This is a genomic window from Klebsiella sp. F11, assembly GCF_056712265.1.
Genome location: NZ_CM160060.1, coordinates 3,775,772 through 3,800,068, shown reverse-complemented (window position 1 = coordinate 3,800,068; position 24,297 = coordinate 3,775,772). Strand labels below are relative to the sequence as shown.

Here is a 24,297-nt window from a genome sequence, read left to right as displayed (position 1 = left end):
GGAGAGGGCGATGAGTATATTAGAACCACCGACAGGGGCGAAAAAGCCGGACGCCGCGACGCCGTGGCTGACGCGCCTGCAAATGGCCCACGGCCGCAAGCTGGTGATTGCGCTGCCGTATCTGTGGATGACGCTGCTGTTTCTGTTGCCGTTCCTGATCGTCTTTAAAATCAGCCTCGCGGAGATGGCGCGGGCTATACCGCCCTATACCGATCTGCTGGAGTGGGCCGACGGTCAGTTGACGGTCACCCTCAATCTGGCGAACTTCCTGCAGCTAACCGACGATCCGCTCTACTTTGAGGCCTATCTGCAGTCGCTGCAGGTGGCGGGGATCTCAACCTTCTGCTGCCTGCTGCTGGGCTACCCGCTGGCGTGGGCGGTGGCGCACAGCAAGCCGTCAACGCGCAATATCCTGCTGCTGCTGGTGATTCTGCCGTCGTGGACCTCGTTCTTAATCCGCGTATACGCGTGGATGGGGCTGCTGAAAAGCAACGGCGTGCTGAATAACTTTCTGCTGTGGCTGGGGGTCATTGACCAGCCGCTGGAGATTCTGCACACCAACCTGGCGGTCTATATCGGCATCGTTTACGCCTACCTGCCGTTTATGGTACTGCCCATTTATACCGCGTTGACGCGCATCGACTACTCGCTGGTGGAGGCCTCGCTGGATCTGGGCGCTCGTCCGCTGAAAACCTTCTTCCAGGTGATCGTGCCGTTGACCAAAGGCGGGATTATCGCCGGTTCGATGCTGGTATTTATTCCGGCGGTGGGCGAGTTCGTGATCCCGGAGCTGCTCGGCGGTCCGGATAGCATCATGATCGGCCGGGTGCTGTGGCAGGAGTTCTTTAACAACCGCGACTGGCCGGTGGCGTCGGCGGTGGCCATTGTGATGCTGCTGCTGCTGATCGTACCGATTATGTGGTTCCACAAGCATCAGCAAAAACAGATAGGGGAACACGGATGAATGATTTGCCGGTAGTGCGCTCGCCGTGGCGAATTTTAATCCTCGTGATTGGATTTACCTTCCTGTACGCGCCGATGCTGATGCTGGTGATCTACTCGTTCAACGGCTCGAAGCTGGTGACGGTGTGGGCCGGCTGGTCGACGCGCTGGTACAGCGAGCTGTTCCACGACGATGCGATGATGAGCGCCGTGGGCCTGAGCCTGACTATCGCCACCTGTGCGGCAACGGCGGCGGCGATCCTCGGCACGATTGCCGCGGTGGTGCTGGTGCGCTTTGGCCGCTTTCGCGGGTCGAGCGGCTTTGCGTTTATGATCACCGCGCCGCTGGTGATGCCGGACGTGATCACCGGGCTGTCGCTGCTGCTGCTCTTTGTGGCGCTGGGACACGCGATTGGCTGGCCGTCGGATCGCGGGATGCTGACCATCTGGCTGGCGCACGTGACCTTCTGTACCGCCTACGTCGCGGTGGTGATTTCGTCGCGGCTGCGCGAGCTGGATCACTCCATCGAGGAGGCGGCGATGGATCTCGGCGCCGCGCCGCTGAAGGTGTTTTTCATCATCACGCTGCCGATGATCATGCCGGCGGTGATTTCCGGCTGGCTGCTGGCCTTCACCCTGTCGCTGGACGATCTGGTGATTGCCAGCTTCGTTTCCGGCCCTGGCGCCACCACGCTGCCGATGCTGGTTTTCTCCAGCGTGCGCATGGGCGTCAATCCGGAAATCAACGCCCTGGCGACGCTTATCCTCGGGGTGGTCGGGATTGTTGGTTTTATCGCCTGGTATTTGATGGCCCGCGCAGAAAAGCAGCGAGTACGCGATATCCAGCGTGCAAGACGCGGCTGAAGCCCCTAAAATCGATAGCAAGACCTGGTGCCGGCGTCGCGAATGCGCGACGCCGTTTTCATGGAAGACTTAACCGTTGGGATTGTTTACAAAAACTCGCTCCTCTCATGCTCGCCTGAACGTCCCTGCGCTGGTGCAGGTGGCGGCGTTCGCCATTATTTTAATCCGCGCCCTCGACCTGCTGATGATCCTCAATCAGCTTGGCGTGCGGGGGATCGGTGAGTTTATCCATCGTAGCGTGCAGACGTGGCCCCTGACGCTAGTCTTCTGCGCCAGCCTGCTGCTGGTGTTTATTGAAATCTGGTGCGCGTTCTCCCTGGTCAAAGGGCAAAACCGGGCGCGCTGGATCTATCTGCTGGCGCAAATTATCGTCAGCGGCTATCTGTGGGCCGCTTCGCTGGGCTACGGCTACCCGGAACTGTTTAGCATTGCCGGCGAATCGAAGCGGGAAATTTTCCGTTCGCTGGTGCTGCAGAAGCTGCCCGACCTGCTGGTGCTGCTGCTGCTGTTTGTCCCGGCATCGAGCCGACGCTTTTTCCGACTGCAATAACGGTGATACAATCCCCGCCCCTGATTTTTGGAAGGTCTTTTTATGCACTGCGCACTCTATGACGCGGGCCGCTGTCGCTCCTGTCAGTGGCTGGAACTGCCGTTGGAACAACAGCTCGCCGATAAAATGGCCGATCTGCGGTCGCTGCTGGCAGAACGTCCGGTGACGACGTGGTGCGAACCGGTCTCCGGTCCGGGAACCGGCTTTCGCAATAAGGCCAAAATGGTGGTCAGCGGCAGCGTCGAGCGCCCGCTGCTCGGCATGCTGCACCGCGATGGCAACCCTGAAGACCTCACCGATTGTCCGCTCTACCCGGCAAGCTTTGCGCCGGTCTTCGCGCTGCTGAAGCCGTTTATCGCCCGCGCCGGCCTCACCCCTTATCAGGTGGCCCGCCGGCGCGGGGAGCTGAAGTATCTGCTGCTCACCGAAAGCCGGCTCGACGGCGGCATGATGCTGCGCTTCGTGCTGCGCTCCGGGACAAAGCTCGCCCAGCTGCGCGCCGCGCTGCCGTGGCTGCAGGCGCAGCTGCCGCAGCTGAAGGTGATTACCGCCAATATTCAGCCGGTGCATATGGCGATTATGGAAGGAGAGCAGGAGATTTTCCTCACCCCGCAGCAGGCGCTGGCGGAGCGCTTTAACGACGTACCGCTGTGGATCCGCCCGCAAAGCTTCTTTCAAACCAACCCCGCGGTCGCCAGCCGGCTGTACGCCACCGCCCGGGAGTGGGTGCGCCAGCTCCAGGTGGATCACATGTGGGATCTGTTCTGCGGCGTCGGCGGTTTCGGCCTGCACTGCGCCACCCCGCAGATGCGGCTCACCGGCATCGAGATTGCGCCAGAAGCTATTGTCTGCGCGCGGCAATCCGCCGCCGAGCTGGGCCTCAGCAACCTCCGCTTCCAGGCGCTGGACTCCACCCGTTTTGCCACCGGCGAGGGCGAAATTCCGCAGCTGGTGCTGGTGAACCCGCCGCGCCGCGGAATTGGCAGCGAGCTGTGCGACTACTTAAGCCGCATGGCTCCGCCCTATATTATCTACTCCAGCTGCAACGCCCGCACGATGGCCAAAGATATCGCTCAACTGGCGGGCTATCGCGCCGAGCGGGTGCAGCTGTTCGATATGTTCCCTCACACCGCGCACTATGAAGTGCTGACGCTGCTGGTCCGCGAAGTTTAAACAAAATGTGAACTCTTCTGCCGGCCAAAATCGGGTAAGCTTTGCAATAAGAGCATGATATTAGCGGAGCGGCACCGGTGGCGAAGAAAATCCTGTTAGTTGAAGATGACGATGATATTGCTGCCTTGCTGCGCCTGAATTTGCAGGACGAGGGGTATCAGATTGTCCACGTAGCGGACGGCGCGCAGGCCCTGGCGCTGCTGGAAAAAAGCCCCTGGGATGCGGTGATCCTCGACCTGATGCTGCCGAACGTTGACGGGCTGGAGATCTGCCGGCACATCCGCCAGATGACCCGCTATCTGCCGGTGATCATCATCAGCGCCCGATCCAGCGAAATCCAGCGCGTGCAGGGGCTGGAGATGGGGGCGGATGATTATCTGGCCAAACCCTTCTCCGTTCTGGAGCTTATTGCCCGCGTCAAAGCGGTGTTCCGCCGCCAGGAGGCGATGGGGCTCAATCTGCTGAACGATGCCGGGCGCATCGCCTGCCACGGCCTCAATATCGACCCGCTGTCGCGCGAGGTCAGGCTGCGCGGCGAACCGGTCGATTTGACCCCGCGCGAGTTCGATCTGCTGTACTACTTCGCCCGCCATCCGGGAGAGGTCTTTTCCCGTCTGGCCCTGCTCGACAGCGTCTGGGGCTATCAGCACGAAGGCTATGAGCATACGGTCAATACCCATATCAACCGCCTGCGCAGCAAAATCGAGCGCGAGCCGACGGAGCCTGAAATTATCCTCACCGTGTGGGGGAAGGGCTATAAGTTTGCCGTGGAGCGCAAAGAGGTGGGGCAATGATGCGTCGTCTCAGCCTGAGCCAGCGCCTGGCGTTGGTCTTCACCTCGCTGCTGCTGCTGTGCGCGGCGGCGGTGTGCCTCGTTCAGCTCTATACCAGCGCGCAGTACGGTAACGCGATGGTGCAACGCCTTTCCGCCGGGCTGGCGCAGCAGATTGTCGCCCGCGAGCCGCTGCTGGATGCGCAGGGGCGGGTCGATCGCCAGGCGCTGAAGCCGCTGTTCGATCGGCTGATGGTATTCAACCCCAGCGTTGAGCTCTATCTGGTCTCCCCCGATGGCGAGCTGTTAGCCGATGCCGCGCCGCCGGGCCATATCAAACGCCAGCGCATCGATCTGACGCCGGTACAGGCGTTCCTCTCCGGCGCCGCGTGGCCGATCTACGGCGACGATCCCCGCAGCCTCGGACAGCAGAAAGTCTTTAGCGCCGCGCCGTTGCGCCTCGAGGGCCAGCTGCGCGGCTATCTCTACATTGTCCTGCAGGGAGAAACCTTTAACGAACTGGCGGCAACCGCCTGGCAGAAGACGCTGTGGAGCCTGCTGCTGGTGGCCCTGTTTGGCCTGCTGGCGGGAGGGCTGGCGTGGTTCTGGGTCACGCGGCCGGTGCGGCAGCTGACCGCCCAGGTGGCGATCTCCGGCCCGGACAGCATGGTGGCGATCAAAGCCATGGCGGCGCAGGCGCCCGACCCGCATCCCGGGAATGAGGTGGCGATTCTGCATAATCGCTTTATTGAGCTATCCCGGCAGATTGCCGACCAGTGGGATCGGCTGGCCGATAGCGACCGCCAGCGGCGCGAGTTTATCGCTAATATCTCCCACGATCTGCGCACGCCGCTGACCTCGCTGCTGGGCTATCTGGAGACGCTGACGCTGAAGGCCGACCGGCTCAACGCCGAGGATCGCCAGCAGTATCTGAATATCGCCCTGCGCCAGGGCAATAAGGTTCGCCATTTGTCGCAGCAGCTGTTTGAGCTGGCCCGGCTGGAACACGGCGGCATCAAGCCGCAGCCGGAGAAGTTTATCTTCGCCGAGCTGGTTCAGGACGTCGCGCAGAAGTTCGATTTGACCATTGCCACCCGCGGCATCGGTTTACAGCTGTCGCTGGCCGAGGGATTGCCGCCGGTGGTGGCCGATCTCTCGATGATGGAGCGGGTGCTGACGAATTTACTCGATAACGCTATTCGCCATACGCCGGAAGGAGGGCTGATTCGCCTGACCGCGAGCCAGCAGGCGTCGCAGATTGTGGTTGAGGTGGCGGACAGCGGCCCCGGCGTCGCCAGCGAGCTGCGGGCAACCCTGTTTGAACGTCCTTCGGTGCTTGAGCCGGGCCAGCGCCGGGAGTCTACGGGGGGATTAGGGCTGATGATCGTGCGCCGCATGCTGCAGCTGCACGGCGGCGATATTCGTCTGCAGGAGGCCGCGACAGGGGCCAGCTTCCGCTTTACCCTGCCGCTGTAAGGTTCTCCCGGCCGCCCGCCTCGGCTCACGCCCGGGGCCGGGAAGGTCCTGCGCTTACTCAGGGAACCACTGGCTGCTGATTTTCTGATAGGTGCCGTCGGCTTTAATCGCCTTCAGGGCGCCGTTCAGCTTCTCCAGCAGCGCTTTGTTATCCGGACGCACCGCGATCCCAAGGCCGGTACCGAAGTACTGCGCATCGGTCACTTTCGGCGTGGCGGCGCCCAGCTGTGGGTTGGTTTTCAGCCACTCGTTGACCACCGCGGTGTCGCCAAATACGCCATCAATACGGCCGTTTTTCAGGTCGATAAACGCATTCTGGTAGCTGTCATAGGCGACGGTTTTCACTTCCGGATGCTTATCCTGCAGGTATTTCTGATGAGTCGTGCCGTTTTCCATGCCGATACGTTTGCCTTTCAGATCGGCAAATGAGTGGAAGGCATCTTTTTTGGCGATAACCAGCGCCGAGTTGGCGTAGTACGGTTCGGTGAACGACACCTGCTTGCTGCGCTCCGGGGTAATGTCCATGCCGGAAATCACCGCATCATATTTTTTAAATTTTAGCGCTGGGATCAGGCTGTCGAAGGCATGGTTGGTAAAGGTGCACTCCGCCTGCATCTGCTGGCACAGCGCTTTCGCCAGGTCGAGATCGAAGCCAACGATCTGATTATTGGCATCCATGGACTCAAACGGTGGATAGGTCGCGGAAACGCCAAAGCTGATTTTTTCTGCGCCAACGGCGCCAAATGCGAAAGTGGAAAGCAGTGCAGCCAGAACTAACTTTTTCATCGTCGAACTCCCGTCGGTCAATCTTATGATGTTGTGCCGTGCTTGCGGCCGGATTTCACAATGCCATTAAATGAATTTATATTCAATAAATATGTATAAGTATTTTTATTGATGTAAAAAAGACGGGTAAGTCATCATCCTTACCCGTCCTGCTATTTACTAATTATGCATTTATCAACGTCAGCTGCGACGCTCAAACGCCAGCGCTCGGTGCTCCACCAGACGCATTAGCAGCGTCAGCAGGCCGTTGACGATCAGGTAGACGATACCGGCCGCGCCGAAGACCATAACGTCGTAGGTCCGTCCGTACAGCAGCTGGCTGTGGCCCATCACCTCCATCAGCGTGATGGTATAAGCCAGCGAAGTACTTTTGAAGACCAGCACCACTTCGTTGGAGTAGGAGGAGAGGGCGCGCTTAAAGGCATACGGCAGCAGAATCGCCAGCGTGTCCTTCTTGCTCATCCCCAGCGCGCCGCAGGATTGCCACTGGCCTTCCGGAATGGCGCGGATCGCGCCGTAAAACAGCTGGGTGGTATAGGCAGCGCTGTTGAGCGACAGGGCGATCAGGGCGCACAGCCACGGCTCAGAAATCAGATGCCACAGGAACGGGTACTCCTGCAGCGACGGAAACTGCCCCGGGCCGTAGTAAATCAGGAAGATCTGCACCAGCAGCGGCGTACCGGTAAAGAGCGTAATGTACCCGCGCACAATCCATACCAGCCCCGGCGTTTTCAGCGTCAGGATGATGGTAAAGATCAGCGACAGAATCAGCGCGACGACGATCGAGGCCGCCGTCAGCGTCAGGCTGGTATGCAGCCCTTTGAGCAGTTCTGGTAAGTAGTCGAGCATCAGCCGGGCCTCCGTTCGAAGCGCGTCGCACGCTGGTCAATACGTTTGAGAATGTACTGACTGAGCAGAGTGATAACCAGGTAGATTGCCGCCGCGATGATGTACCAGTTAAACGGCTCCTGGGTGCGGGTGGCAATGCTCTTGGTTTGCAGCATCAGATCGTTAACGCTGATTAAGCTGACCAGGGCGGTATCTTTTAGCAGCACCAGCCACTGGTTGCCGAGCCCCGGAAGGGCGTGGCGCCACATTTGCGGCATCACCAGGCGGAAGAAAATCGCGCTTTTCGACAGCCCCAGCGCCTGGCCTGACTCCCACTGTCCCTGCGGCACCGCTTTCAGCGCGCCGCGCAGGGTCTGCGAGGCGTAGACGGCGTACAGCAGAGAGAGCGCCACCGCGCCGCACAGGAACGGGCTGACGTCGAAGTTGTCAATCTGCATCTGCACCGGGATCTGCGCAAAGCCGAGGTTGATGGTGAAGCCGTCAGAGAGCGTGAGCAGCAGCTGCGAAGAGCCGAAATAGATAAACAGGACCACCAGAATTTCCGGCAGCCCGCGCAGAATCGTCACCACGCCGGTGGTCAGCCACGCCAGCGGGCGCCATTTGACCGACTCCAGCACGGCAAACAGCATCGCCAGGGCGAGGCCGATAATCAGCGCGCAAACGGCAAGGCCGACGGTCATCCCGGCGGCGCTTGCTAATGGAAAAAGTTCGTTCATTGAGGGTTACTTCTGAAACCATTTGCTATAGATGGTCTGGTAAGTCCCATCTTTCTTCACTTTTTCCAGCGCAGCGTTAAATTTCTGCTGCAGCTCGGTATTGCCCTGACGAAGCGCAATGCCAAGGCCGGTACCGAAGTAGTCTTTATCCGTCACCTTATCGCCCACCGCCGCCAGCTTCGGATTGCTCTTCAGCCATTCGGTGACCACGGCGTTGTCGCCAAAGACGGCATCGATGCGCCCGTTTTGCAGATCCAGCTTGGCGTTCTGGTAGCTGTCGTACGGAACGGTGGTGATTTCCGGATGCTTGTCGTTAATAAACTTCTGATGGGTGGTCCCGTTCTGGACGCCGACCTTTTTGCCCTTCAGCTGTTCGATGCTGGTGAACTTGCCCTGCTGGCCGACGAACAGCGCGGAGTTTTCATAGTAAGGCGTGGTGAACAGCACCTGCTTTTCGCGCTCGGGGGTAATGTCCATCCCGGCCATTACCGCGTCGAAGCGGCGGAATTTCAGGCCCGGGATCAGGCTATCGAAAGCCTGGTTGGTAAAGGTGCAGGTGGCGTCGATCTCTTTACACAGAGCGTTCGCCAGATCGACGTCAAAACCGACGATTTTGTTGTTGGCGTCGGTCGTTTCAAACGGAGGATAGGACGCCTCGGTGGCAAAACGGATGGTCTGGGCTGCGGTAGCAGAAAGGCTCATGCTGGCCAGAATCGCGGCAATCAGTACTTTTTTCATCATCATTTCCCCGAAAAACATCAATGTGAAAGATAGTTTTTAAACGCGTCGGTCTGCGGATGCGCGAAGCAATCCGCATTCCCTTGTTCAACGATATGGCCATTTTCCATATACACCACGCGGCTGGCCGTTTTACGCGCCACTTCCACTTCGTGGGTAACGATGACCTGCGTAATGCCGGTGCCCGCCAGCTCGCGGATAATGCTGACGATCTGGGCGGTAATTTCCGGATCGAGCGCCGCCGTTGGCTCATCAAACAGCAGCACCTGCGGCTCCATCATCAGCGCGCGCGCAATGGCGACGCGCTGCTGCTGGCCGCCGGAGAGGTGCAGAGGATAGCGGTCGCTGTAGGGTTTCAGGCGTAAACGTTCCAGCAGCTTCCCGGCGCGGTCCAGAGCACTCTCTTTGCTGAGACCCAGCACGCGGCAGGGGGCTTCAATCAGGTTTTGCTGCACGGTCAGGTGCGGCCACAGATTGTACTGCTGGAAAACCATACCGACGTTCTGGCGCAGCTCACGGATGGCTTTGTCAGACGGCGCTTTGGTAAAGTCGAAGTGGTTACCGGCGATATGTAACGTACCGGAACGCGGCATCTCCAGCAGGTTGAGTACGCGAAGCAGCGAGCTTTTCCCGGCGCCGCTCGGGCCGAGCAGTACCAGCGTCTCCCCCTGCGGGCAATCCAGCGTGATGTCGAACAGCGCCTGGTGCGCGCCGTAGAAGCAGTTAATGCCGTTTAGTTTAATACTCATCTGGGCAGTCTGATACGAATAGCTATTGAGGCCGCAAATACTACCTTTGACAGAATAGTTATGCAATATTTATGCGTTAAAAGTTAAATGTAACCCGCATTTACCTCTAAACTTAGCACAAAATATGGGTTGGTGGGGGAGGCGGGAGTAAATGTCGGCATTACCGCATGAAATACCGACATTTTACCGGGGTTATCGGTTTTGTAGAGCAGGTTCAGCGCCCTTATCCGCGTTTTTCGAGACTCTGTTGCAGTGAACCCGCCGGCGCGTGGGCGTTAATGCCGAGGTAGCGAACGTCATCTACCGCCCAGCACTGGCCTTCCTGAATCATCAGCACCTCATCTTTCCAGGTTTTGCTGCCCTGTTTTAACTCAACGCGTAGCGGAATATTGCGCGCATCGCGGTTCGGGATGGTGGAGGCGCTGGCGACTTCCGCGCTATCGGCCGGGGTAGCCGAACTGGAGAACGGGTTGGACTGCAGCACGGCGCTGCGTGACGGATCCTGGCGCGCGTCGTCGAGCAGCTTCGCCAGATCGTCGCTCAGGTAGGGGCGCAGCGCGGTCAGGTCGTGATTACGCTGCTGGATTTGAACATCGTAAAACTTCTGCGCCACTTCATCCGGGCCGCCTTCGATGCAGGCGCCGCTGCGGGGACCGTTATCTTTATAGGCCGGCGTGACGGTGGTACAGGCGCTCAGTGCCAGCGCGCAGGGGAGAAGTAAAGCAACGAGTTTGTAGCGCATGATGATTTCCTTATAAGCTCACTACGTTAAAATAACCATTCAAGCATAGCGTATTGATACGGGAATGTGCTTGACTCTCAGAGCTAACACCTTGAACGCTAAAGAAGGAGCTTTATGATGCAATTTTCAACTACCCCCACCCTCGAAGGGCAGCCTATCGTGAAATACTGCGGCGTCGTGACCGGAGAGGCAATCCTCGGCGCGAACGTGTTTCGCGACTTCTTCGCCAGCATCCGCGATATCGTCGGCGGCCGCGCGGGATCCTATGAAAAAGAGCTGCGCAAGGCGCGGGAGATCGCGTTCGGTGAAATGGGCGAGCAGGCAAAAGCGCTGGGCGCCAACGCGGTAGTCGGTATTGATATCGATTATGAGACGGTGGGCAAGGATGGCAGTATGCTGATGGTCACCGTCAGCGGCACGGCGGTGCAGACCCGGTGAGGATGCGCCCTGGCCCGAGCGTGGCGATGCTGGCGCTGCTGCTGGTGGGCTGCTCGGCGGAAAAGGGAATTATCGATCGTGACGGCTACCAGCTGGATACCCGCCATCCGGCGCAGGCCGCCTATCCGCGGGTGAAGGTATTGGTCATTCACTATACCGCCGACGATTTTGACGTCTCGCTGGCGACCCTGACCGATAACCAGGTGAGCTCCCACTACCTGATCCCTGAACGGCCGCCGCTGCACCACGGTAAGCCGCGTATCTGGCAGCTGGTGCCGGAAGAGGAGCTGGCCTGGCACGCGGGTATCAGCTTCTGGCGCGGCAGCACGCGGATTAACGACACCTCGATCGGCATTGAGCTGGAGAACCGCGGCTGGCAGAAAGCGGCGGGGGTGAAAAGCTTTACGCCATTTAATCCGTCGCAGATTGATGCGCTGATTCCCCTGGCAAAAGATATTATTGCCCGCTACCGCATTGCGCCGCAAAACGTGGTGGCCCATGCCGATATTGCGCCGCAGCGTAAGGACGACCCCGGGCCGCTGTTTCCCTGGCGGCGGCTGGCAGAGCAGGGGATTGGCGCCTGGCCGGATGCCGGCCGGGTGGCATTTTATCTCAACGGTCGCCCGACCTGGCAGCCGGTCGATAGCGCAGAGCTGCTGGATCTACTCGCCCGCTACGGCTATCAGGTGACGCCGGAGATGACGCCAGCGCAGCAGAAACGGGTGATTATGGCCTTTCAGATGCATTTCCGGCCGGCGCGCTGGGATGGCGTCGCCGATGCGGAAACTCAGGCCATCGCCGAAGCGCTGCTGGAGAAATACGGTCAGGGGTAGTGCGGCGCTAGCGGTGCAGCTTGCCGTGGTCTTTCAGCCAGGCCGCGGTGCGGATAATCCCCTCGTCCAGGGTCACCACCGGCCGGTAGCCCAGCTCTTCCTCCGCGCGGGAAATATCGAGGGTAAAATCAAAGTTCAGCTTGGAGACGCCGTAGTGGGTAAAGGCCGGCTCCCGGGCTGACTTATTGCCAAAATGCTCCATGCTGCGGGCGATGATATCCAGCATCGGATAGGGGACCGAGCGGATACGGCACTTTATTCCCAGCTCATCAATCAGCTTTTGCACGATGCTGCGCAGCGTACGCGGTTCGCCGTTGGTGATATTCCACGCCCGTGCGGAGGGCAGGTGGTCGCACTGCGGCTGGCTGGCCAGCCACATCGCGTGCACCGCATTCTCATAGTAGGTCATATCGACCAGCGCGCTGCCGCCGCGGGGCAGCAGCACGCTGCCGTAGTGCTGCATCATCTGCGCAAGGCGGGGGATGAACACTTTGTCATGAGCGCCGAACAGGCTCTGCGGGCGCAGGATGGCAAAGCGGGTATTGGGGTTCGCCTGTGCCAGCAGATTAATCACCTCTTCGCTCGCCGCCTTGCTGCGGGCAAACTCGTTGGCAAAGCGCTGCGGGCGGAAATCCTCCCGCACCTCGTGGTGGTGGTGATAATCAAAATAGAGCGAAGGGGAGGAGATATGAACGAAGTTGCGTACGCCCCAGGCCACGGCCCATTCACCGAGGCGACGGGTGGCGCGGACGTTGGCTAAATCGAAGGCCTGCTGGGTGCCCCACGGCGAGGTGAAGCTTGAGCAGTGCCATAGGGTATCGATACCGGCGAGCATCACCTTGGCCTGGGATGAAACCAGTTCGGTTAAATCTGCGGGGACAAACTCGGCGCCCATTTTGCTCAGAAGCTTGCCCATCGCTTCGTTGCGCCCGGTCGCTCTGACGCTGATGCCTTTAGTACGCAGATATTCCACCGCGTTGCGGCCTAACCCGCTGGTTGCACCGGTAACCAGTACCTTCATATCAACCTACTGTCCCAGAAAAGAATTTCGTGCGCATTTTTCCGTGATTCTCCTCACGATGCAATGAGAATGATAGCAGAATGACGTACATACTTCCTATTTGACTGTGATTTGCTCTGCCAGCCGGGCAATACGCCGCGCCATGCCGCGAAAGATAAACAGATGGGCGGGGATCATCAGCAGCCAGTAGAACAGCCCCGGCATACCGTGAGGATGCCACCAGGCCCGGACGTCCAGCTCGCGGCGGTCGCCTTTATCGTTGAGGGTAAAGCTCAGGCGCCCCAGACCGGGCGCCTTCATGCCGAAAAGTAAGGTGAGCTGCTTTTCCGGTTCGACGATAATCACCTTCCAGCTGTCTACCGCGTCGCCGGTTTGCAGGAGGTCGCGCGACGGCCGGCCTTTCGCCAGACGATGGCCCACCAGCAGGTCCATGGCGCCGCGAATTTTCCACAGCGCGTTGCCGAAGAAGTAGCCCTCTTTGCCGCCGATTTGGTTGACGACCTGCCAGATCGCCGCCGCGCTGGCGGAGGTGCTGACCGTACAGCCGGCCTGCTTAGGGTAGTAGCCGTATTCCGGGCGCCAGCGGGCGAAGGCCTGCGCATCGTAGCCCCAGTCGCTGGAGTTAACCAGCTGCTCCTCTTCTTTCAGCGTGCGGCGCACGGCTTCATCGAAGGAGATTAGCTGCTGGGGGATCAGCGCCCGCAGCGTGCGATCGTCGGCGAGCAGATCGTGCTTCAGCCCCTGAATCAGCGCCCTGGCAATGGTGGGCGGCACCGAGGTAATCACGTTGAGGAACCACACCGAAATCCAGCGGGTGGGAAAAGGGATCGGGAGCAGCAGGCGATGCCGGCCGCTGACCGCCATAAAGCGGGTGAACTGCTGCTGATAGCTTAACACTTCCGGTCCGGCGGCTTCGAAGACGCGATGTTCGCTGGCCGGGTGGCTGAGCAGCTGCACCAGGTAATAGAGCAGATTTTTCCAGATCGATCGGCGTGGTGCGCGAGCGCACCCAGCGCGGCGGGGTTAAAACCGGCAGGTTGTAGACCATATCGCGCATCACCTCGAAGGCGGCGGAGCCGGCGCCGACGATGATGCCCGCCCGCAGCTCGGTGACCGGCACGCCGGATTCGCGCAGAACGTCGGCGGTGACCTGCCTGGCGCGCAGATGGTCGGACTGCTCCGCCGCCGGCGCCTGCAGCGAGCTGAGAAATATCAGCTGCTTTACCGGCGTCGCGCGCAGGGCATCGCGCACGTTTTGCGCCACCTCGCGTTCGTGGCGAATAAAGTCGCCGCCTTCGCCCATGCCGTGCACCAGATAGTAAACGGTGTCCGCCTGCGCCAGCAGGGCCTGCAGCCCCTGGGGGCGAGTCAGGTCAATGGCATGACAGCTCACCCCCGGGAGATTGCGTTTCTTTAGCCGCTCAACGTGGCGCGCCGCCGCCAGCACCGAATAACCCTGTTCGCTTAATGCCTGCACCAAATGCTGGCCGATATAGCCGCTGGCGCCGAGCACCAGAATAGGTTGCGACACGCCTGACTCCTTAGCGGTTCAAAAATTCCTGCCAGTGGCCAACAACCTCCGCCAGCTGCTGACGATTGACGTCGATGTGGGTAACCAGTCGCACAATCGGCGAGGCGTTGATCAGCACGCCGCGCTGCTGCATAAACGCGCCCAGCGCCTGGGCCTGCTCGTCGCCAACGCGGATGAACAGCATATTAGTGTCGTGGCGGGTCACCTCAGCGCCGATGGCGCGCAGCTCCCCGGCCAGCCACGCGGCGTTGTCGTGATCCTCCTGCAGGCGGGCGACGTTATTTTGCAAAGCGTACAGGCCCGCAGCCGCCAGAATGCCGGCCTGACGCATGCCGCCGCCGACCATTTTACGCCAGCGGGTGGCGCGGCGAATGTAGTCGTGGCTGCCGAGCAGCAGCGAGCCCACCGGGGTTCCCAGCCCTTTAGAGAGGCAGATGGTGAAGGAGTCGCAGTATTGGGCGACATCGCGCAGCTCGCAGCCGTAATTCACCACCGCGTTAAAGATACGCGCGCCGTCAACGTGCAGCGCCAGGCCGCGCTCGCGGGTAAACTCCCACGCCTCCCTGAGGTATTCGCGCGGCAGCACCTTGCCGTTGTGGGTATTTTCAAGGCTCAGCAGGCGAGTAGGGGCAAAATGGACATCGTCAGGCTTAATCTTTGCCGCTACTTTATCCAGCGGCAGGGTGCCGTCCGCCGCCGCGTCGATGGGCTGCGGCTGAATGCTGCCGAGCACCGCCGCGCCGCCGGCTTCGTACAGATAGTTATGCGCGCCCTGGCCGACGATATACTCTTCGCCGCGCTGGCAGTGGCTGAGCAGACCCACCAGATTCGCCTGGGTGCCGGACGGCAGGAACAGCGCCGCCTCTTTCCCGGCCAGCTCTGCGGCGTAGCGCTGGAGCTCGTTAACGGTCGGGTCGTCGCCATAAACGTCGTCGCCGACCGGGGCTGACAGCATGGCATCCAGCATGGCGCGCCCCGGACGGGTTACGGTATCACTGCGGAGATCTATCACGGCATTTCCTTGTTAATGTTTCATCCTTCACGCTGTATCCGCGTTAGCCGCGTAAATCACCCCGGCGGGGCCTTCGATGCATCATGAATGATGTTGTGTGGACTCAAAAGGATGTTTTACCTGAGCCAGTTAGTTTTCGCCAGTTCGATAACTTCGTCCCCGCGTCCGCTGATGATCGCGCGCAGCATATACAGGCTGAAGCCCTTAGCCTGATCCAGCTTAATTTGCGGAGGGATCGCCAGCTCTTCCCTGGCGACCACCACATCGACCAGTACCGGACCGTCGGTGCTAAATGCGGTTTGCAGGGCTTCGTCGACCTCGGAGGCCTTTTCGACGCGAATGCCTTTAATGCCGCAGGCTTCGGCAATTCGGGCGAAGTTCGTGTCGTGCAGCTCGGTGCCGTCGGTCAGATAGCCCCCGGCCTTCATCTCCATCGCCACAAAGCCCAGCACGCTGTTGTTGAAGATCACGATTTTTACCGGCAGCTTCATCTGCGCCAGCGAGAGGAAGTCGCCCATTAGCATGCTGAAGCCGCCGTCGCCGCACATCGCGACGACCTGCCGCTCCGGCGCCGTTGCCTTGGCGCCAATCGCCTGCGGCATGGCGTTGGCCATTGAACCGTGGTTAAACGAGCCGATCAGCCGGCGCCTGCCGTTCATTTTCAGATAGCGCGCGGCCCAGACGGTTGGCGTGCCGACGTCACAGGTGAAAATGGCGTCGTCAGCGGCGAAGCGACTAATCTGCTGCGCCAGGTACTGGGGATGAATGACCTTATCGCTTGGCTTCGCCAGATCGTCGAGCCCCTTACGCGCCTCGCGGTAGTGCTCTAGCGCTTTGTCGAGGAAGCGGCGATCCGTCTTCTCTTCCAGATGCGGCAGCAGCGCTTTTAAGGTCGATTTAATATCGCCGATCAGCGCCATATCGACTTTACTGTGCGCGCCGATGCTGCCGGGATTGATATCAATCTGAATGATTTTTGCGCTGCTGGGGTAGAAAGGCCGGTAGGGGAACTGGGTGCCGAGGAGCACCAGGGTGTCGGCGTTCATCATGGTGTGGAAGCCGGACGAGAAGCCGATCAGCCCGGTCATTCCGACGTCATAAGGGTTGTCGTACTCAACGTGCTCCTTGCCGCGCAGGGCGTGGACGATAGGGGCCTTGAGCTTAGCGGCGAACTCCACCAGCTCCGCATGGGCTCCGGTGCAGCCGCTGCCGCACATCAGGGCAATGTTGCTGGAGTAGCGCAGCAGCTGCGCCAGGCGGGCGATCTCTTCCGCCGGCGGCGTCACCTCCGGCAGCGGGGCGGAGTACCAGTGGCTGCTGGCCTCTTCCGGGGCGGGCTTCAGCGCCACGTCTCCCGGCAGCACCACCACCGAAACGCCGCGGTTAAGGACCGCTTTGCGCATGGCGATGGCCAGCACCTGCGGGATCTGCTCCGGCGTGGAGACCAGCTCGCAGTAGTGGCTGCATTCGCGGAACAGCTCCTGCGGATGGGTCTCCTGGAAATAGCCGCTGCCGATTTCGCTGGAGGGGATGTGGGCGGCGATGGCCAGCACGGGAACGTGGTTGCGGTGGCAGTCAAAAAGGCCGTTGATCAGATGAAGGTTGCCCGGGCCGCAGGAGCCGGCGCATACCGCCAGTTCGCCGGTAAGCTGGGCTTCGGCGCCCGCGGCAAAGGCGGCAACTTCTTCATGGCGCGTCGGCATCCAGGCGATCGTACCCATGCGGTTCAGGCTGTCGCTCAGTCCGTTGAGTGAATCGCCGGTGACGCCCCAGATGCGCTTTACGCCGGCCTGTTCAAGAGTTTTCGCTACATATGCGGCCACAGTTTGTTTCATGGTTCTCCATCTCCTTTATGTGATAACGCTTACAAGCTTAGATGAAACTCATCGTTACGCCCGTATCTTACTCCCATTTTCCGCTGGTATTATTGCGCGAAAATTCCGCATAATCTGTTACCACTAAAAGGGTAAACAGGAATCATTTCAAATGGTTAAATCTCTGTTAAATGCTGTTAATAAAATGCTAAATCACGACGATTTCGGCAAACTCTTGTTACGACTGGCCGTGGGGGGGCTGATGTTGTTCCACGGGCTGCATAAGCTGTTTGACGGCGTGGCGGGCATCAGCGGGATGCTGGTGGCGAAGGGGCTACCGGGGTTTATTGCCTACGGCGTACTGGTGGGGGAAGTGCTGGCGCCGTGCCTGCTGATTCTGGGGATCCTCACCCGTCCGGCGGCGCTGGTGCTGGCGTTTACCATGGTGGTGGCGTGGCTGATGGTCGGCACGGGGGAAACCTGGCAGCTGGATAAAACTGGGGCGTGGGCGATTGAGAGCCTGGTCTATTTCTTTATTGGCGCGCTGGCGATCGCCTTTATGGGCGCCGGCCGCTATTCGCTGGCAAAAGACCCGGCGTGGAAATAAAAAAGCCCCGCTGAGGCGGGGCTTGTCGTTGAGGATGATTCTCCGCTAAGCCAGAACCAAATCGCCCTGCGGGTGGCAGGAGCAGGCCAGCACGTAGCCATCGGCGATCTCCTGCCCGGTCAGCGTCATGGTGCTGCTGACCACATAGTTGCCGGCAACCACTTTGGTTTTGCAGCAGCCGCAGACGCCGGCGCGGCAGGCGACGGTAACCGGCACCTTGTTGCTTTCCAGCGCCTCCAGCAGGGTGGTGCCCACCGGCGCATAGAACTCTTTTGCCGGCTGCAGCTTGGTAAATTTAAGTCCGCTGGTCGCCGCCTGGGCGACCGGCGTAAAGAACTTCTCTTTAAAGAAGCGCGTTACGCCCAGCGCGCTGACTTCCCGCTCAACCATCTCCATATAAGGCGCCGGCCCGCAGGTCATCACGGTACGCGAGGGCAGATCCGGCACGCGTTTCAGCAGATCGGCGGTCAGGCGACCGGCGACAAAACCGTGGGTGGCGTGGTTTTCCGCCACCAGGGTGACCGCATACTGACGCCACTCTGCGGCGAAAATCACGTCCTGCGGCGAACGAACGTTGAAAATAACCTGCACATCCGCCTCGGGACGATACTTCGCCAACCAGCGACGCATCGACATAATCGGCGTCACGCCGCAGCCGGCCGCCAGCATCAGGAAGCGGTCCGCCGGTTTGTCTGCACAGGTAAAATCACCCATGGCGTCGGACAGCCAGATGTAGTCGCCGCGCTTGACGTCGCGGGTTATCCACTGCGAGCCGGCACCGTCGTCAATACGGCGCACGGTCAGCGTAATGTATTCGCTGACGCCCGGCGTAGAGGAGAGCGTGTAAGCGCGCAGCGTATCCGCCGAGTTGCGTACGCTGACCAGTGCATACTGCCCGGCCTGATAAGGATAGTAATCGTGGCACAGCAGCGATACCGTCCAGACGTCCGGGGTTTCCTGATGGATGTGGTGTACCTGCATCCGCCACGGGCACTGATGGGTTGGCATAGTCATTCGTTCGCTCCTTACGCGCTCAACAGTTGCTGCATGTCTTGTTCAACGGTCGTCACGGAGCGCAGGCCAAATTTCTCATTAAGAATCGCCAGCAGGTCCGGGGTGAAGAAGCCCGGTGCGGTTGGGCCGGTGACGATGTTTTTCACGCCGAGGGAGAGCAGGGTCAGCAGGATCACGATCGCTTTCTGTTCGAACCAGGAGAGCACCAGCGACAGCGGCAGGTCGTTCACGCCGCAGCCCAGTTTTTCCGCCAGGGTGACGGCCAGAATAATCGCCGAGTAGGCATCGTTGCATTGACCGGCATCCACCAGGCGCGGCAGGCCTTCGATATCACCGAAGTCCAGCTTGTTGAAGCGATATTTCCCGCAGGCCAGGGTCAGGATCAGGCAGTCGTCCGGAACGCTGGTGGCAAAGTCGGTGAAGTAGTTACGCTCGCCGCGCGCGCCGTCACAGCCGCCGACGAGGAAGATATGACGCAGCTTTTCGCGGCTGACCAGATCGATCAGCGTATCCGCGGCTCCCAGCAGGGTCTGGCGGCCGAAACCGACGGTAATCAGATGCGGAATTTCGCTATACGGGAAGCCGGCCATCTGCTGCGCCTGGGCGATCGCCGGCGCGAAGTTTTCCCCTTCCAGGTGGCTCACGCCCGGCCAGCCGACGATGCTGCGGGTCCAGATGCGATCGTCATAGGCGCCAACGGTCGGATCGATGATGCAGTTAGAGGTCATCACGATAGGGCCAGGGAAACGGGCAAATTCAACCTGCTGATTCTGCCAGCCGCTGCCGTAGTTGCCGACCAGGTGTTTGAATTTACGCAGTTCAGGATAGCCGTGCGCCGGCAGCATTTCGCCGTGGGTATAGACGTTAACGCCGGTGCCTTCGGTTTGTTCCAGCAGGTTATACAGATCTTTCAGGTCGTGGCCGGAGATCAGGATGCACTTACCTTCAACCGATTTCACGTTGACCTGAGTCGGGGTCGGGTGGCCGTATTTAGTGGTTTCGCCGGCGTCCAGAATGCTCATGACCTTAAAGTTCATCTGGCCGATTTCCATTGAACACTCCAGCAGAGCGTTCAGGTCGGCAGGCCAGGTGCCCAGCCACGCCATAATTTTGTGGTACTGAGCGTAGATAGCGTTGTCGTACTGACCCAGAACATGAGCGTGCTCCATATAGGCCGCGGCGCCTTTCAGGCCGTACAGGCACAGCAGGCGCAGGCCGAGGATGTTCTCGCCGATGTCCGGTTTGTCTTTGTTGGGGGTAAATTCTGCTGCCTGGCGCTGCAGGTCGCCCAAATCGTCGCTAACCAGCTGCAGGCTGGCCATCGGGTTATCTACCGCCGCGCCGGCGTCAACGTTAAGACACTGGGCTTTCAGCGCCTCGCGCATCGCAATGGCTTCGCGCGCGTAGCCTACGATACGCGGAGAGTCGAAGTTAACGTTGGTCAGCGTGGAGAAGAAGGCCCGCGGCGCAAAGTTATCAATTTCATGGTCAATAATGCCATATTCACGAGCCTTAGAGGCCCAGGCGGAGAGACCCTGCAGGGAGGCAATCAGCAGATCCTGCAGATCGGAGGTTTCGGCCGTTTTACCGCACATACCCTGCGCGTAAGAGCAGCCGTTCCCTGCCGGGGTACGGATGGTTTGTTCACATTGCACACAAAACATGGTCACACCTTTTTTAAAGTTATATTTAATATACATGTTTAAGGTTATGCCCGGGCGCGCAGGGATAAAAGGTATTTCTAATACAATTTACAGGGAGATTGATTTAGCGCAATTTTGGCGGTAGATGACTACCGCCATGAGGGGATTAAGCGGCGAAAAAGGCCATCAGCACGGGTACCAGCAGGCTCAGAATAAAGCCATGAACAATCGCCGCGGGCACGATTTCGACGCCGCCGGAGCGCTGTAATACCGGAAGCGTAAAGTCCATCGAGGTCGCGCCACAGAGGCCTAATGCCGTTGAGCGGCTGCGGCGAATCAGGCCGGGAATAAGCATAATGGCCAGCAGCTCGCGGGAGAGATCGTTAAAGAACGCGGCGCTGCCAATTACCGGCCCGTAAGATTCGGTCATCAGGATCCCTGAGAGCGAATACCAGCCAAATCCGGAAGCCATTGCCAGTCCGGCTTTTAGCGGCAGGTCGAGAATAAAGGCGTTGATCATTCCGCCAAGTAATGAGCTGGCCATGACGACCACTGCCACAATCATTCCGCGGCGATTAAGCACTATTTGCCGCAGGGTCATACCGTTATTGCGTAGCTGAATACCAATCAGGAACAGCAGGAAGATCAGCGTATATTCGCTGGCCTCGGTGGCGTGCTGCAGAAATGACAGACCGCTCAAACCAATCAGGAAACCAATAAGTACTACGCCGCACAGCTGCAGCGATTCCATTGCCATCGCCACGCGCGAAGGTAATTTCTCCTGCCGATGCTGGCTGCGCCACGGCATCTTCTGCTCAAGCCACATCAATGCCGCAATATTACACAGCAGAATAATGACCACGCTCACCGCAGCGTAATGAAGAATGGAAAGCAGGTTGCTGGCTAAATTGTCGAGGAAGGCGAGGCTAATCCCCATGAAAAAGAGGATAACGTAGACAATCCAGCTCAAAAGTCGCGTGATGATTTTTAGGGCTGATGGCTGACGAAGTGGAATGATATAGCCGATAACCAGCGGCAGCAGAATGATCAATAATCCCGAAAACATGAACGACGTGGTCCTTGCAGAGTGAAAATAGCGCCACTGACACTACTCAAATCATTGAATCGAGTAAAGCCGTCGCCAAAAAGAAAGGCCCGGCATAGCCGGGCCTGAGCGCGATAGCAAGGGGAGATTAGCTGCGCTTTTCCAGCAGGGTGCGGTAGAGCACGCCGCCGAGGATCCCGCCGATAATTGGCATAACCCAGAACAGCCACAGCTGCTGCAGCGCCCAGCCGCCCTGGAAGATAGCGACCGCGGTGCTACGCGCCGGGTTGACGGAAGTATTGGTTACCGGAATGCTGATGAGGTGAATTAAGGTCAGCGCCAGGCCAATGGCGATCGGCGCAAAGCCCGCCGGAGCGTTTTTATCCGTTGCGCCGTGAATAACCAGCAGGAAGCCGCAGGTCAGAACAATTTCGATAACAATTGCCGAAAGCATCGAGTAGCCGCCCGGCGAGTGTTCGCCAAAGCCGTTAGAGGCGAAGCCGCTGGCCGCTGCGTCAAAGCCCGCCTTACCGCTGGCAATCACGTACAGAACGCCGGCCGCAATAATACCGCCAACTACCTGGGCGATAATATAACCGATCACGTCTTTAGCCGGGAAACGGCCGCCGGCCCACAGGCCTAAGGTCACCGCCGGGTTAAAGTGCCCGCCGGAAATATGACCCACGGCAAATGCCATCGTTAATACGGTTAAACCAAATGCCAACGCCACCCCGGCAAACCCTATTCCCAGCTCCGGGAATGCTGCTGCCAGAACCGCGCTGCCGCAGCCACCGAACACAAGCCAGAATGTACCAAAACATTCCGCTGCTAATTTTCTAAACATAACCACCTCAAATAATAATGTTAATGAGCACGCTCTAACGTGCCGTTCTTTATTTATCAACTAAAGGATGAAGATAAAAATAAAGCGCCGCTATTTTATGGACTATCGTCATCCTGTAACCAGTTAAATAAATAGCTGTAGTTTGATTCAGGGCAAGGTGATGTTAATCCTTATACCATTCATTGTGCAAGAAAAGAGTAGTACAAAAATAATAGATCTAACCACTGCGGCGAATGAATTATTTCTTAAACAAATACTCTGGCAATAACCATATAGAAAACGTTTTTTTCGCCCCTGCTGATATTGGCGTTTGCGGCAGTGTCATGTTCCAGCATGTGTCGCTATACTGCTGATAACTGAAGGAGAAAGTGGTTACTGAGCGGAGGGGATATGCTTCTTGAACGCGTGGAGATCGTCGGTTTTCGCGGTATCAATCGTTTATCATTGATGCTGGAGCAAAATAACGTGCTGATCGGCGAGAATGCGTGGGGAAAATCCAGCCTGCTGGATGCCCTGTCGCTGCTCTTGTCGCCAGAGTTCGAGCTTTACCATTTTGTCCGGGATGATTTCTGGTTCCCGCCCGGCGACGTGCAGGGACGCGAGCACCATTTGCACATTATTCTGACTTTCCGCGAGAGCGAGCCTGGCCACCACCGGGTGCGACGCTTTCGCCCGCTCAGCGCCAGCTGGGTACCCTGTGATGACGGCTATCAGCGAATTTTCTATCGTCTGGAGGGCGAGCTGGCCGATGACGGTAGCGTGATGACGTTGCGCACCTTTATTGACGGCAAAGGGGAAGCGCTGGAGCTGGAAGATATTGACGAGATCGTGCGCCATCTGGTGCGCCTGATGCCGGTCCTGCGCCTGCGCGACGCCCGCTTTATGCGGCGCATCCATAACGACAGCGTGCCGCACTCGCCGCAAATTGAGATCACCGCCCGCCAGCTGGACTATCTCTCCCGCGAGCTGGTGAACCATCCGCAAAACTTAACCGATGGCCAGATCCGTCAGGGGCTGTCGGCCATGGTGCAGCTCCTTGAGCACTATTTTGCCGAGCAGAGCAGCGCCCAGTCCCGCAATCGCCTGATGCGCCGGCATTCGCACGATGAGCAACGCAGCTGGCGCTATCTGGATATCATCAACCGGATGATTGATAAGCCCGGCGGGCGCAGCCATCGGGTGATCCTGCTGGGGCTGTTCTCCACGCTGCTGCAGGCCAAGGGTACGGTCCAGCTCGATCGCGACGCGCGGCCGCTGCTGCTGATTGAAGACCCGGAAACCCGGCTGCACCCGATTATGCTCTCCGTGGCCTGGCATCTGCTCAACCTGCTGCCGCTGCAGCGCGTGACCACCACCAACTCCGGCGAGCTGCTGTCGCTGACCCCCGTTGAGCACGTCTGCCGGCTGGTGCGCGAATCGTCGCGCGTCTCGGCCTGGCGGCTTGGGCCGGGGGGAATGAATGCCGAAGACAGCCGGCGTATTGCCTTTCACATTCGCTTCAATCGCGCGTCGTCGCTGTTTGCCCGCTGCTGGCTGCTGGTGGAAGGGGAGACCGAGACCTGGGTTATCAACGAACTGGCCAGGCAGTGTGGGCATCACTTTGACGCAGAAGGGGTGAAGGTCATCGAGTTTGCCCAGTCGGGATTAAAACCGCTGATTAAATTCGCCCGCCGGATGGGCATTCAGTGGCACGTTCTGGTTGATGGCGACGAGGCGGGGAAGAAATACGCCGCGACGGTGCGCAGCCTGCTTAACGACGATCGCGATCTGGAACGCGATCATCTGACGACGCTCCCGGCGCTGGACATGGAACACTTTATGTATCGCCAGGGCTTTAACGATGTTTACCATCGGGTGGCGCAGCTGCCGCCAAACGTGCCGATGAATATACGGCGGGTGATCACCAAAGCTATTCATCGTTCATCAAAACCGGATCTGGCGATTGAAGTGGCGATGGAGGCCGGGAGGCGCGGGATTGAAGCGGTGCCGGCGCTGCTGAAGAAAATGTTCTCTCGCGTGCTGTGGCTGGCGCGCGGCCGGGCGGATTAAGTGCGTTAACGGCAAGAATGCATCAAATTCAGGGTTATGTTTTCGCGATCTCCAGATAGAATCATCGTCTTGCGCTGCGGTTTAAAACA

General features: G+C 59.2%; 22 protein-coding genes and 2 pseudogenes. 10 read left to right on the top strand and 14 right to left on the bottom strand.

Annotated features, from left to right (window positions below):
- Positions 1–10: 10 nt before the first annotated feature.
- From potH to AC1M2H_RS18805, 6 genes and pseudogenes are all read left to right on the top strand, one after another.
- Positions 11–964: a putrescine ABC transporter permease PotH gene (gene potH, locus AC1M2H_RS18830; RefSeq protein ID WP_480148570.1), complete on the top strand. Its 954-nt coding sequence runs from the start codon at positions 11–13 to the stop codon at positions 962–964.
- Entirely contained in the window at positions 961–1,806 is an 846-nt protein-coding gene (gene potI, locus AC1M2H_RS18825; RefSeq protein ID WP_480148569.1) for a putrescine ABC transporter permease PotI, read from the top strand. Before potH ends, potI begins: the two co-directional genes overlap by 4 nt.
- A 60-nt stretch (positions 1,807–1,866) precedes the next feature.
- A pseudogene (locus AC1M2H_RS18820) lies at positions 1,867–2,356 on the top strand (YbjO family protein).
- A gap of 42 nt (positions 2,357–2,398) precedes the next feature.
- Complete coding sequence (gene rlmC, locus AC1M2H_RS18815) at positions 2,399–3,529, top strand: 23S rRNA (uracil(747)-C(5))-methyltransferase RlmC (protein ID WP_480148568.1); 1,131 nt, start codon at positions 2,399–2,401, stop codon at positions 3,527–3,529.
- Between the two features lie 77 nt (positions 3,530–3,606).
- Complete coding sequence (locus tag AC1M2H_RS18810; protein ID WP_480148567.1) at positions 3,607–4,323, top strand: response regulator transcription factor; 717 nt, start codon at positions 3,607–3,609, stop codon at positions 4,321–4,323.
- The gene (locus AC1M2H_RS18805; protein WP_480148566.1) at positions 4,320–5,777 is read left to right on the top strand and encodes a sensor histidine kinase; all 1,458 of its coding nucleotides are present in this window, start codon (positions 4,320–4,322) and stop codon (positions 5,775–5,777) included. The genes AC1M2H_RS18810 and AC1M2H_RS18805 overlap by 4 nt, the downstream gene beginning before the upstream one ends.
- A 54-nt stretch (positions 5,778–5,831) precedes the next feature.
- Here the strand turns inward: AC1M2H_RS18805 and artJ are convergent, their stop codons facing one another.
- From artJ to AC1M2H_RS18775, 6 genes are all read right to left on the bottom strand, one after another.
- Positions 5,832–6,563 (bottom strand): arginine ABC transporter substrate-binding protein ArtJ, encoded by a 732-nt coding sequence (gene artJ, locus AC1M2H_RS18800; RefSeq protein ID WP_480148565.1) that lies wholly within the window; start codon positions 6,561–6,563, stop codon positions 5,832–5,834.
- A gap of 180 nt (positions 6,564–6,743) precedes the next feature.
- Complete coding sequence (gene artM, locus AC1M2H_RS18795) at positions 6,744–7,412, bottom strand: arginine ABC transporter permease ArtM (RefSeq protein ID WP_480148564.1); 669 nt, start codon at positions 7,410–7,412, stop codon at positions 6,744–6,746.
- On the bottom strand, positions 7,412–8,128 hold the full coding sequence (artQ, locus tag AC1M2H_RS18790; protein ID WP_480148563.1) for an arginine ABC transporter permease ArtQ: 717 nt from the start codon (positions 8,126–8,128) through the stop codon (positions 7,412–7,414). The genes artM and artQ overlap by 1 nt, the downstream gene beginning before the upstream one ends.
- 6 nt (positions 8,129–8,134) lie before the next feature.
- Positions 8,135–8,866: an arginine ABC transporter substrate-binding protein ArtI gene (gene artI, locus AC1M2H_RS18785; protein WP_480148562.1), complete on the bottom strand. Its 732-nt coding sequence runs from the start codon at positions 8,864–8,866 to the stop codon at positions 8,135–8,137.
- A gap of 20 nt (positions 8,867–8,886) precedes the next feature.
- Entirely contained in the window at positions 8,887–9,615 is a 729-nt protein-coding gene (gene artP, locus AC1M2H_RS18780) for an arginine ABC transporter ATP-binding protein ArtP (RefSeq protein ID WP_426815317.1), read from the bottom strand.
- A 223-nt stretch (positions 9,616–9,838) separates the two neighbouring features.
- Positions 9,839–10,357 (bottom strand): lipoprotein, encoded by a 519-nt coding sequence (locus AC1M2H_RS18775; protein ID WP_480148561.1) that lies wholly within the window; start codon positions 10,355–10,357, stop codon positions 9,839–9,841.
- A 117-nt stretch (positions 10,358–10,474) separates the two neighbouring features.
- Between AC1M2H_RS18775 and AC1M2H_RS18770 the strand changes: the two genes are divergently transcribed.
- Together AC1M2H_RS18770 and AC1M2H_RS18765 are read left to right on the top strand one after the other, a co-directional pair.
- Positions 10,475–10,795: a heavy metal-binding domain-containing protein gene (locus tag AC1M2H_RS18770; RefSeq protein ID WP_095098017.1), complete on the top strand. Its 321-nt coding sequence runs from the start codon at positions 10,475–10,477 to the stop codon at positions 10,793–10,795.
- A 2-nt stretch (positions 10,796–10,797) separates the two neighbouring features.
- Entirely contained in the window at positions 10,798–11,628 is an 831-nt protein-coding gene (locus AC1M2H_RS18765) for an N-acetylmuramoyl-L-alanine amidase (protein ID WP_480148560.1), read from the top strand.
- 7 nt (positions 11,629–11,635) lie between these two features.
- Here AC1M2H_RS18765 and AC1M2H_RS18760 read toward each other — a convergent pair whose 3' ends face one another.
- From AC1M2H_RS18760 to poxB, 4 genes and pseudogenes are all read right to left on the bottom strand, one after another.
- Positions 11,636–12,649, bottom strand: coding sequence for an NAD-dependent epimerase/dehydratase family protein (locus AC1M2H_RS18760; RefSeq protein ID WP_480148559.1), 1,014 nt, complete (start codon positions 12,647–12,649; stop codon positions 11,636–11,638).
- A gap of 96 nt (positions 12,650–12,745) precedes the next feature.
- Positions 12,746–14,180, bottom strand: a pseudogene (locus AC1M2H_RS18755) (SDR family oxidoreductase).
- 10 nt (positions 14,181–14,190) lie between these two features.
- Positions 14,191–15,192 carry a low-specificity L-threonine aldolase gene (gene ltaE / locus AC1M2H_RS18750; RefSeq protein WP_480148558.1) on the bottom strand — a complete coding sequence of 334 codons (1,002 nt, stop codon included), beginning with the start codon at positions 15,190–15,192 and terminating at the stop codon, positions 14,191–14,193.
- Between the two features lie 116 nt (positions 15,193–15,308).
- Positions 15,309–17,027 carry a ubiquinone-dependent pyruvate dehydrogenase gene (gene poxB, locus AC1M2H_RS18745; RefSeq protein WP_480148557.1) on the bottom strand — a complete coding sequence of 573 codons (1,719 nt, stop codon included), beginning with the start codon at positions 17,025–17,027 and terminating at the stop codon, positions 15,309–15,311.
- Positions 17,028–17,178: 151 nt separating this feature from the next.
- Between poxB and AC1M2H_RS18740 the strand changes: the two genes are divergently transcribed.
- Entirely contained in the window at positions 17,179–17,613 is a 435-nt protein-coding gene (locus tag AC1M2H_RS18740; RefSeq protein WP_480148556.1) for a DoxX family protein, read from the top strand.
- 45 nt (positions 17,614–17,658) lie between these two features.
- Here AC1M2H_RS18740 and hcr read toward each other — a convergent pair whose 3' ends face one another.
- The 4 genes from hcr to aqpZ form a co-directional block, all read right to left on the bottom strand.
- Positions 17,659–18,627, bottom strand: coding sequence for an NADH oxidoreductase (gene hcr / locus AC1M2H_RS18735; RefSeq protein WP_480148555.1), 969 nt, complete (start codon positions 18,625–18,627; stop codon positions 17,659–17,661).
- A gap of 11 nt (positions 18,628–18,638) precedes the next feature.
- Positions 18,639–20,291, bottom strand: coding sequence for a hydroxylamine reductase (gene hcp, locus AC1M2H_RS18730; protein ID WP_480148554.1), 1,653 nt, complete (start codon positions 20,289–20,291; stop codon positions 18,639–18,641).
- 145 nt (positions 20,292–20,436) lie between these two features.
- Positions 20,437–21,336, bottom strand: coding sequence for a LysO family transporter (locus tag AC1M2H_RS18725; protein ID WP_480148553.1), 900 nt, complete (start codon positions 21,334–21,336; stop codon positions 20,437–20,439).
- A 127-nt stretch (positions 21,337–21,463) separates the two neighbouring features.
- On the bottom strand, positions 21,464–22,159 hold the full coding sequence (aqpZ, locus tag AC1M2H_RS18720) for an aquaporin Z (RefSeq protein ID WP_464414794.1): 696 nt from the start codon (positions 22,157–22,159) through the stop codon (positions 21,464–21,466).
- Between the two features lie 390 nt (positions 22,160–22,549).
- Here aqpZ and AC1M2H_RS18715 point away from each other — a divergent pair, with 390 nt between their 5' ends.
- Entirely contained in the window at positions 22,550–24,208 is a 1,659-nt protein-coding gene (locus tag AC1M2H_RS18715; protein ID WP_480148552.1) for an ATP-dependent endonuclease, read from the top strand.
- Positions 24,209–24,297 lie beyond the last annotated feature (89 nt).

What these genes read in the sequence shown, in the direction of transcription:
- hcr (WP_480148555.1), bottom strand. Translation starts at nt 18,627, where the DNA reads ATGACTATGCCAACCCATCAGTGCCCGTGGCGGATGCAGGTACACCAC.
- AC1M2H_RS18725 (WP_480148553.1), bottom strand. Translation starts at nt 21,336, where the DNA reads ATGTTTTCGGGATTATTGATCATTCTGCTGCCGCTGGTTATCGGCTAT.
- AC1M2H_RS18715 (WP_480148552.1), top strand. Translation starts at nt 22,550, where the DNA reads ATGCTTCTTGAACGCGTGGAGATCGTCGGTTTTCGCGGTATCAATCGT.
- AC1M2H_RS18775 (WP_480148561.1), bottom strand. Translation starts at nt 10,357, where the DNA reads ATGCGCTACAAACTCGTTGCTTTACTTCTCCCCTGCGCGCTGGCACTG.
- AC1M2H_RS18805 (WP_480148566.1), top strand. Translation starts at nt 4,320, where the DNA reads ATGATGCGTCGTCTCAGCCTGAGCCAGCGCCTGGCGTTGGTCTTCACC.
- potH (WP_480148570.1), top strand. Translation starts at nt 11, where the DNA reads ATGAGTATATTAGAACCACCGACAGGGGCGAAAAAGCCGGACGCCGCG.
- artJ (WP_480148565.1), bottom strand. Translation starts at nt 6,563, where the DNA reads ATGAAAAAGTTAGTTCTGGCTGCACTGCTTTCCACTTTCGCATTTGGC.
- rlmC (WP_480148568.1), top strand. Translation starts at nt 2,399, where the DNA reads ATGCACTGCGCACTCTATGACGCGGGCCGCTGTCGCTCCTGTCAGTGG.
- AC1M2H_RS18770 (WP_095098017.1), top strand. Translation starts at nt 10,475, where the DNA reads ATGCAATTTTCAACTACCCCCACCCTCGAAGGGCAGCCTATCGTGAAA.
- AC1M2H_RS18740 (WP_480148556.1), top strand. Translation starts at nt 17,179, where the DNA reads ATGGTTAAATCTCTGTTAAATGCTGTTAATAAAATGCTAAATCACGAC.
- artI (WP_480148562.1), bottom strand. Translation starts at nt 8,866, where the DNA reads ATGAAAAAAGTACTGATTGCCGCGATTCTGGCCAGCATGAGCCTTTCT.
- potI (WP_480148569.1), top strand. Translation starts at nt 961, where the DNA reads ATGAATGATTTGCCGGTAGTGCGCTCGCCGTGGCGAATTTTAATCCTC.
- AC1M2H_RS18765 (WP_480148560.1), top strand. Translation starts at nt 10,798, where the DNA reads ATGCGCCCTGGCCCGAGCGTGGCGATGCTGGCGCTGCTGCTGGTGGGC.
- artM (WP_480148564.1), bottom strand. Translation starts at nt 7,412, where the DNA reads ATGCTCGACTACTTACCAGAACTGCTCAAAGGGCTGCATACCAGCCTG.
- artQ (WP_480148563.1), bottom strand. Translation starts at nt 8,128, where the DNA reads ATGAACGAACTTTTTCCATTAGCAAGCGCCGCCGGGATGACCGTCGGC.
- AC1M2H_RS18760 (WP_480148559.1), bottom strand. Translation starts at nt 12,649, where the DNA reads ATGAAGGTACTGGTTACCGGTGCAACCAGCGGGTTAGGCCGCAACGCG.
- aqpZ (WP_464414794.1), bottom strand. Translation starts at nt 22,159, where the DNA reads ATGTTTAGAAAATTAGCAGCGGAATGTTTTGGTACATTCTGGCTTGTG.
- artP (WP_426815317.1), bottom strand. Translation starts at nt 9,615, where the DNA reads ATGAGTATTAAACTAAACGGCATTAACTGCTTCTACGGCGCGCACCAG.
- hcp (WP_480148554.1), bottom strand. Translation starts at nt 20,291, where the DNA reads ATGTTTTGTGTGCAATGTGAACAAACCATCCGTACCCCGGCAGGGAAC.
- poxB (WP_480148557.1), bottom strand. Translation starts at nt 17,027, where the DNA reads ATGAAACAAACTGTGGCCGCATATGTAGCGAAAACTCTTGAACAGGCC.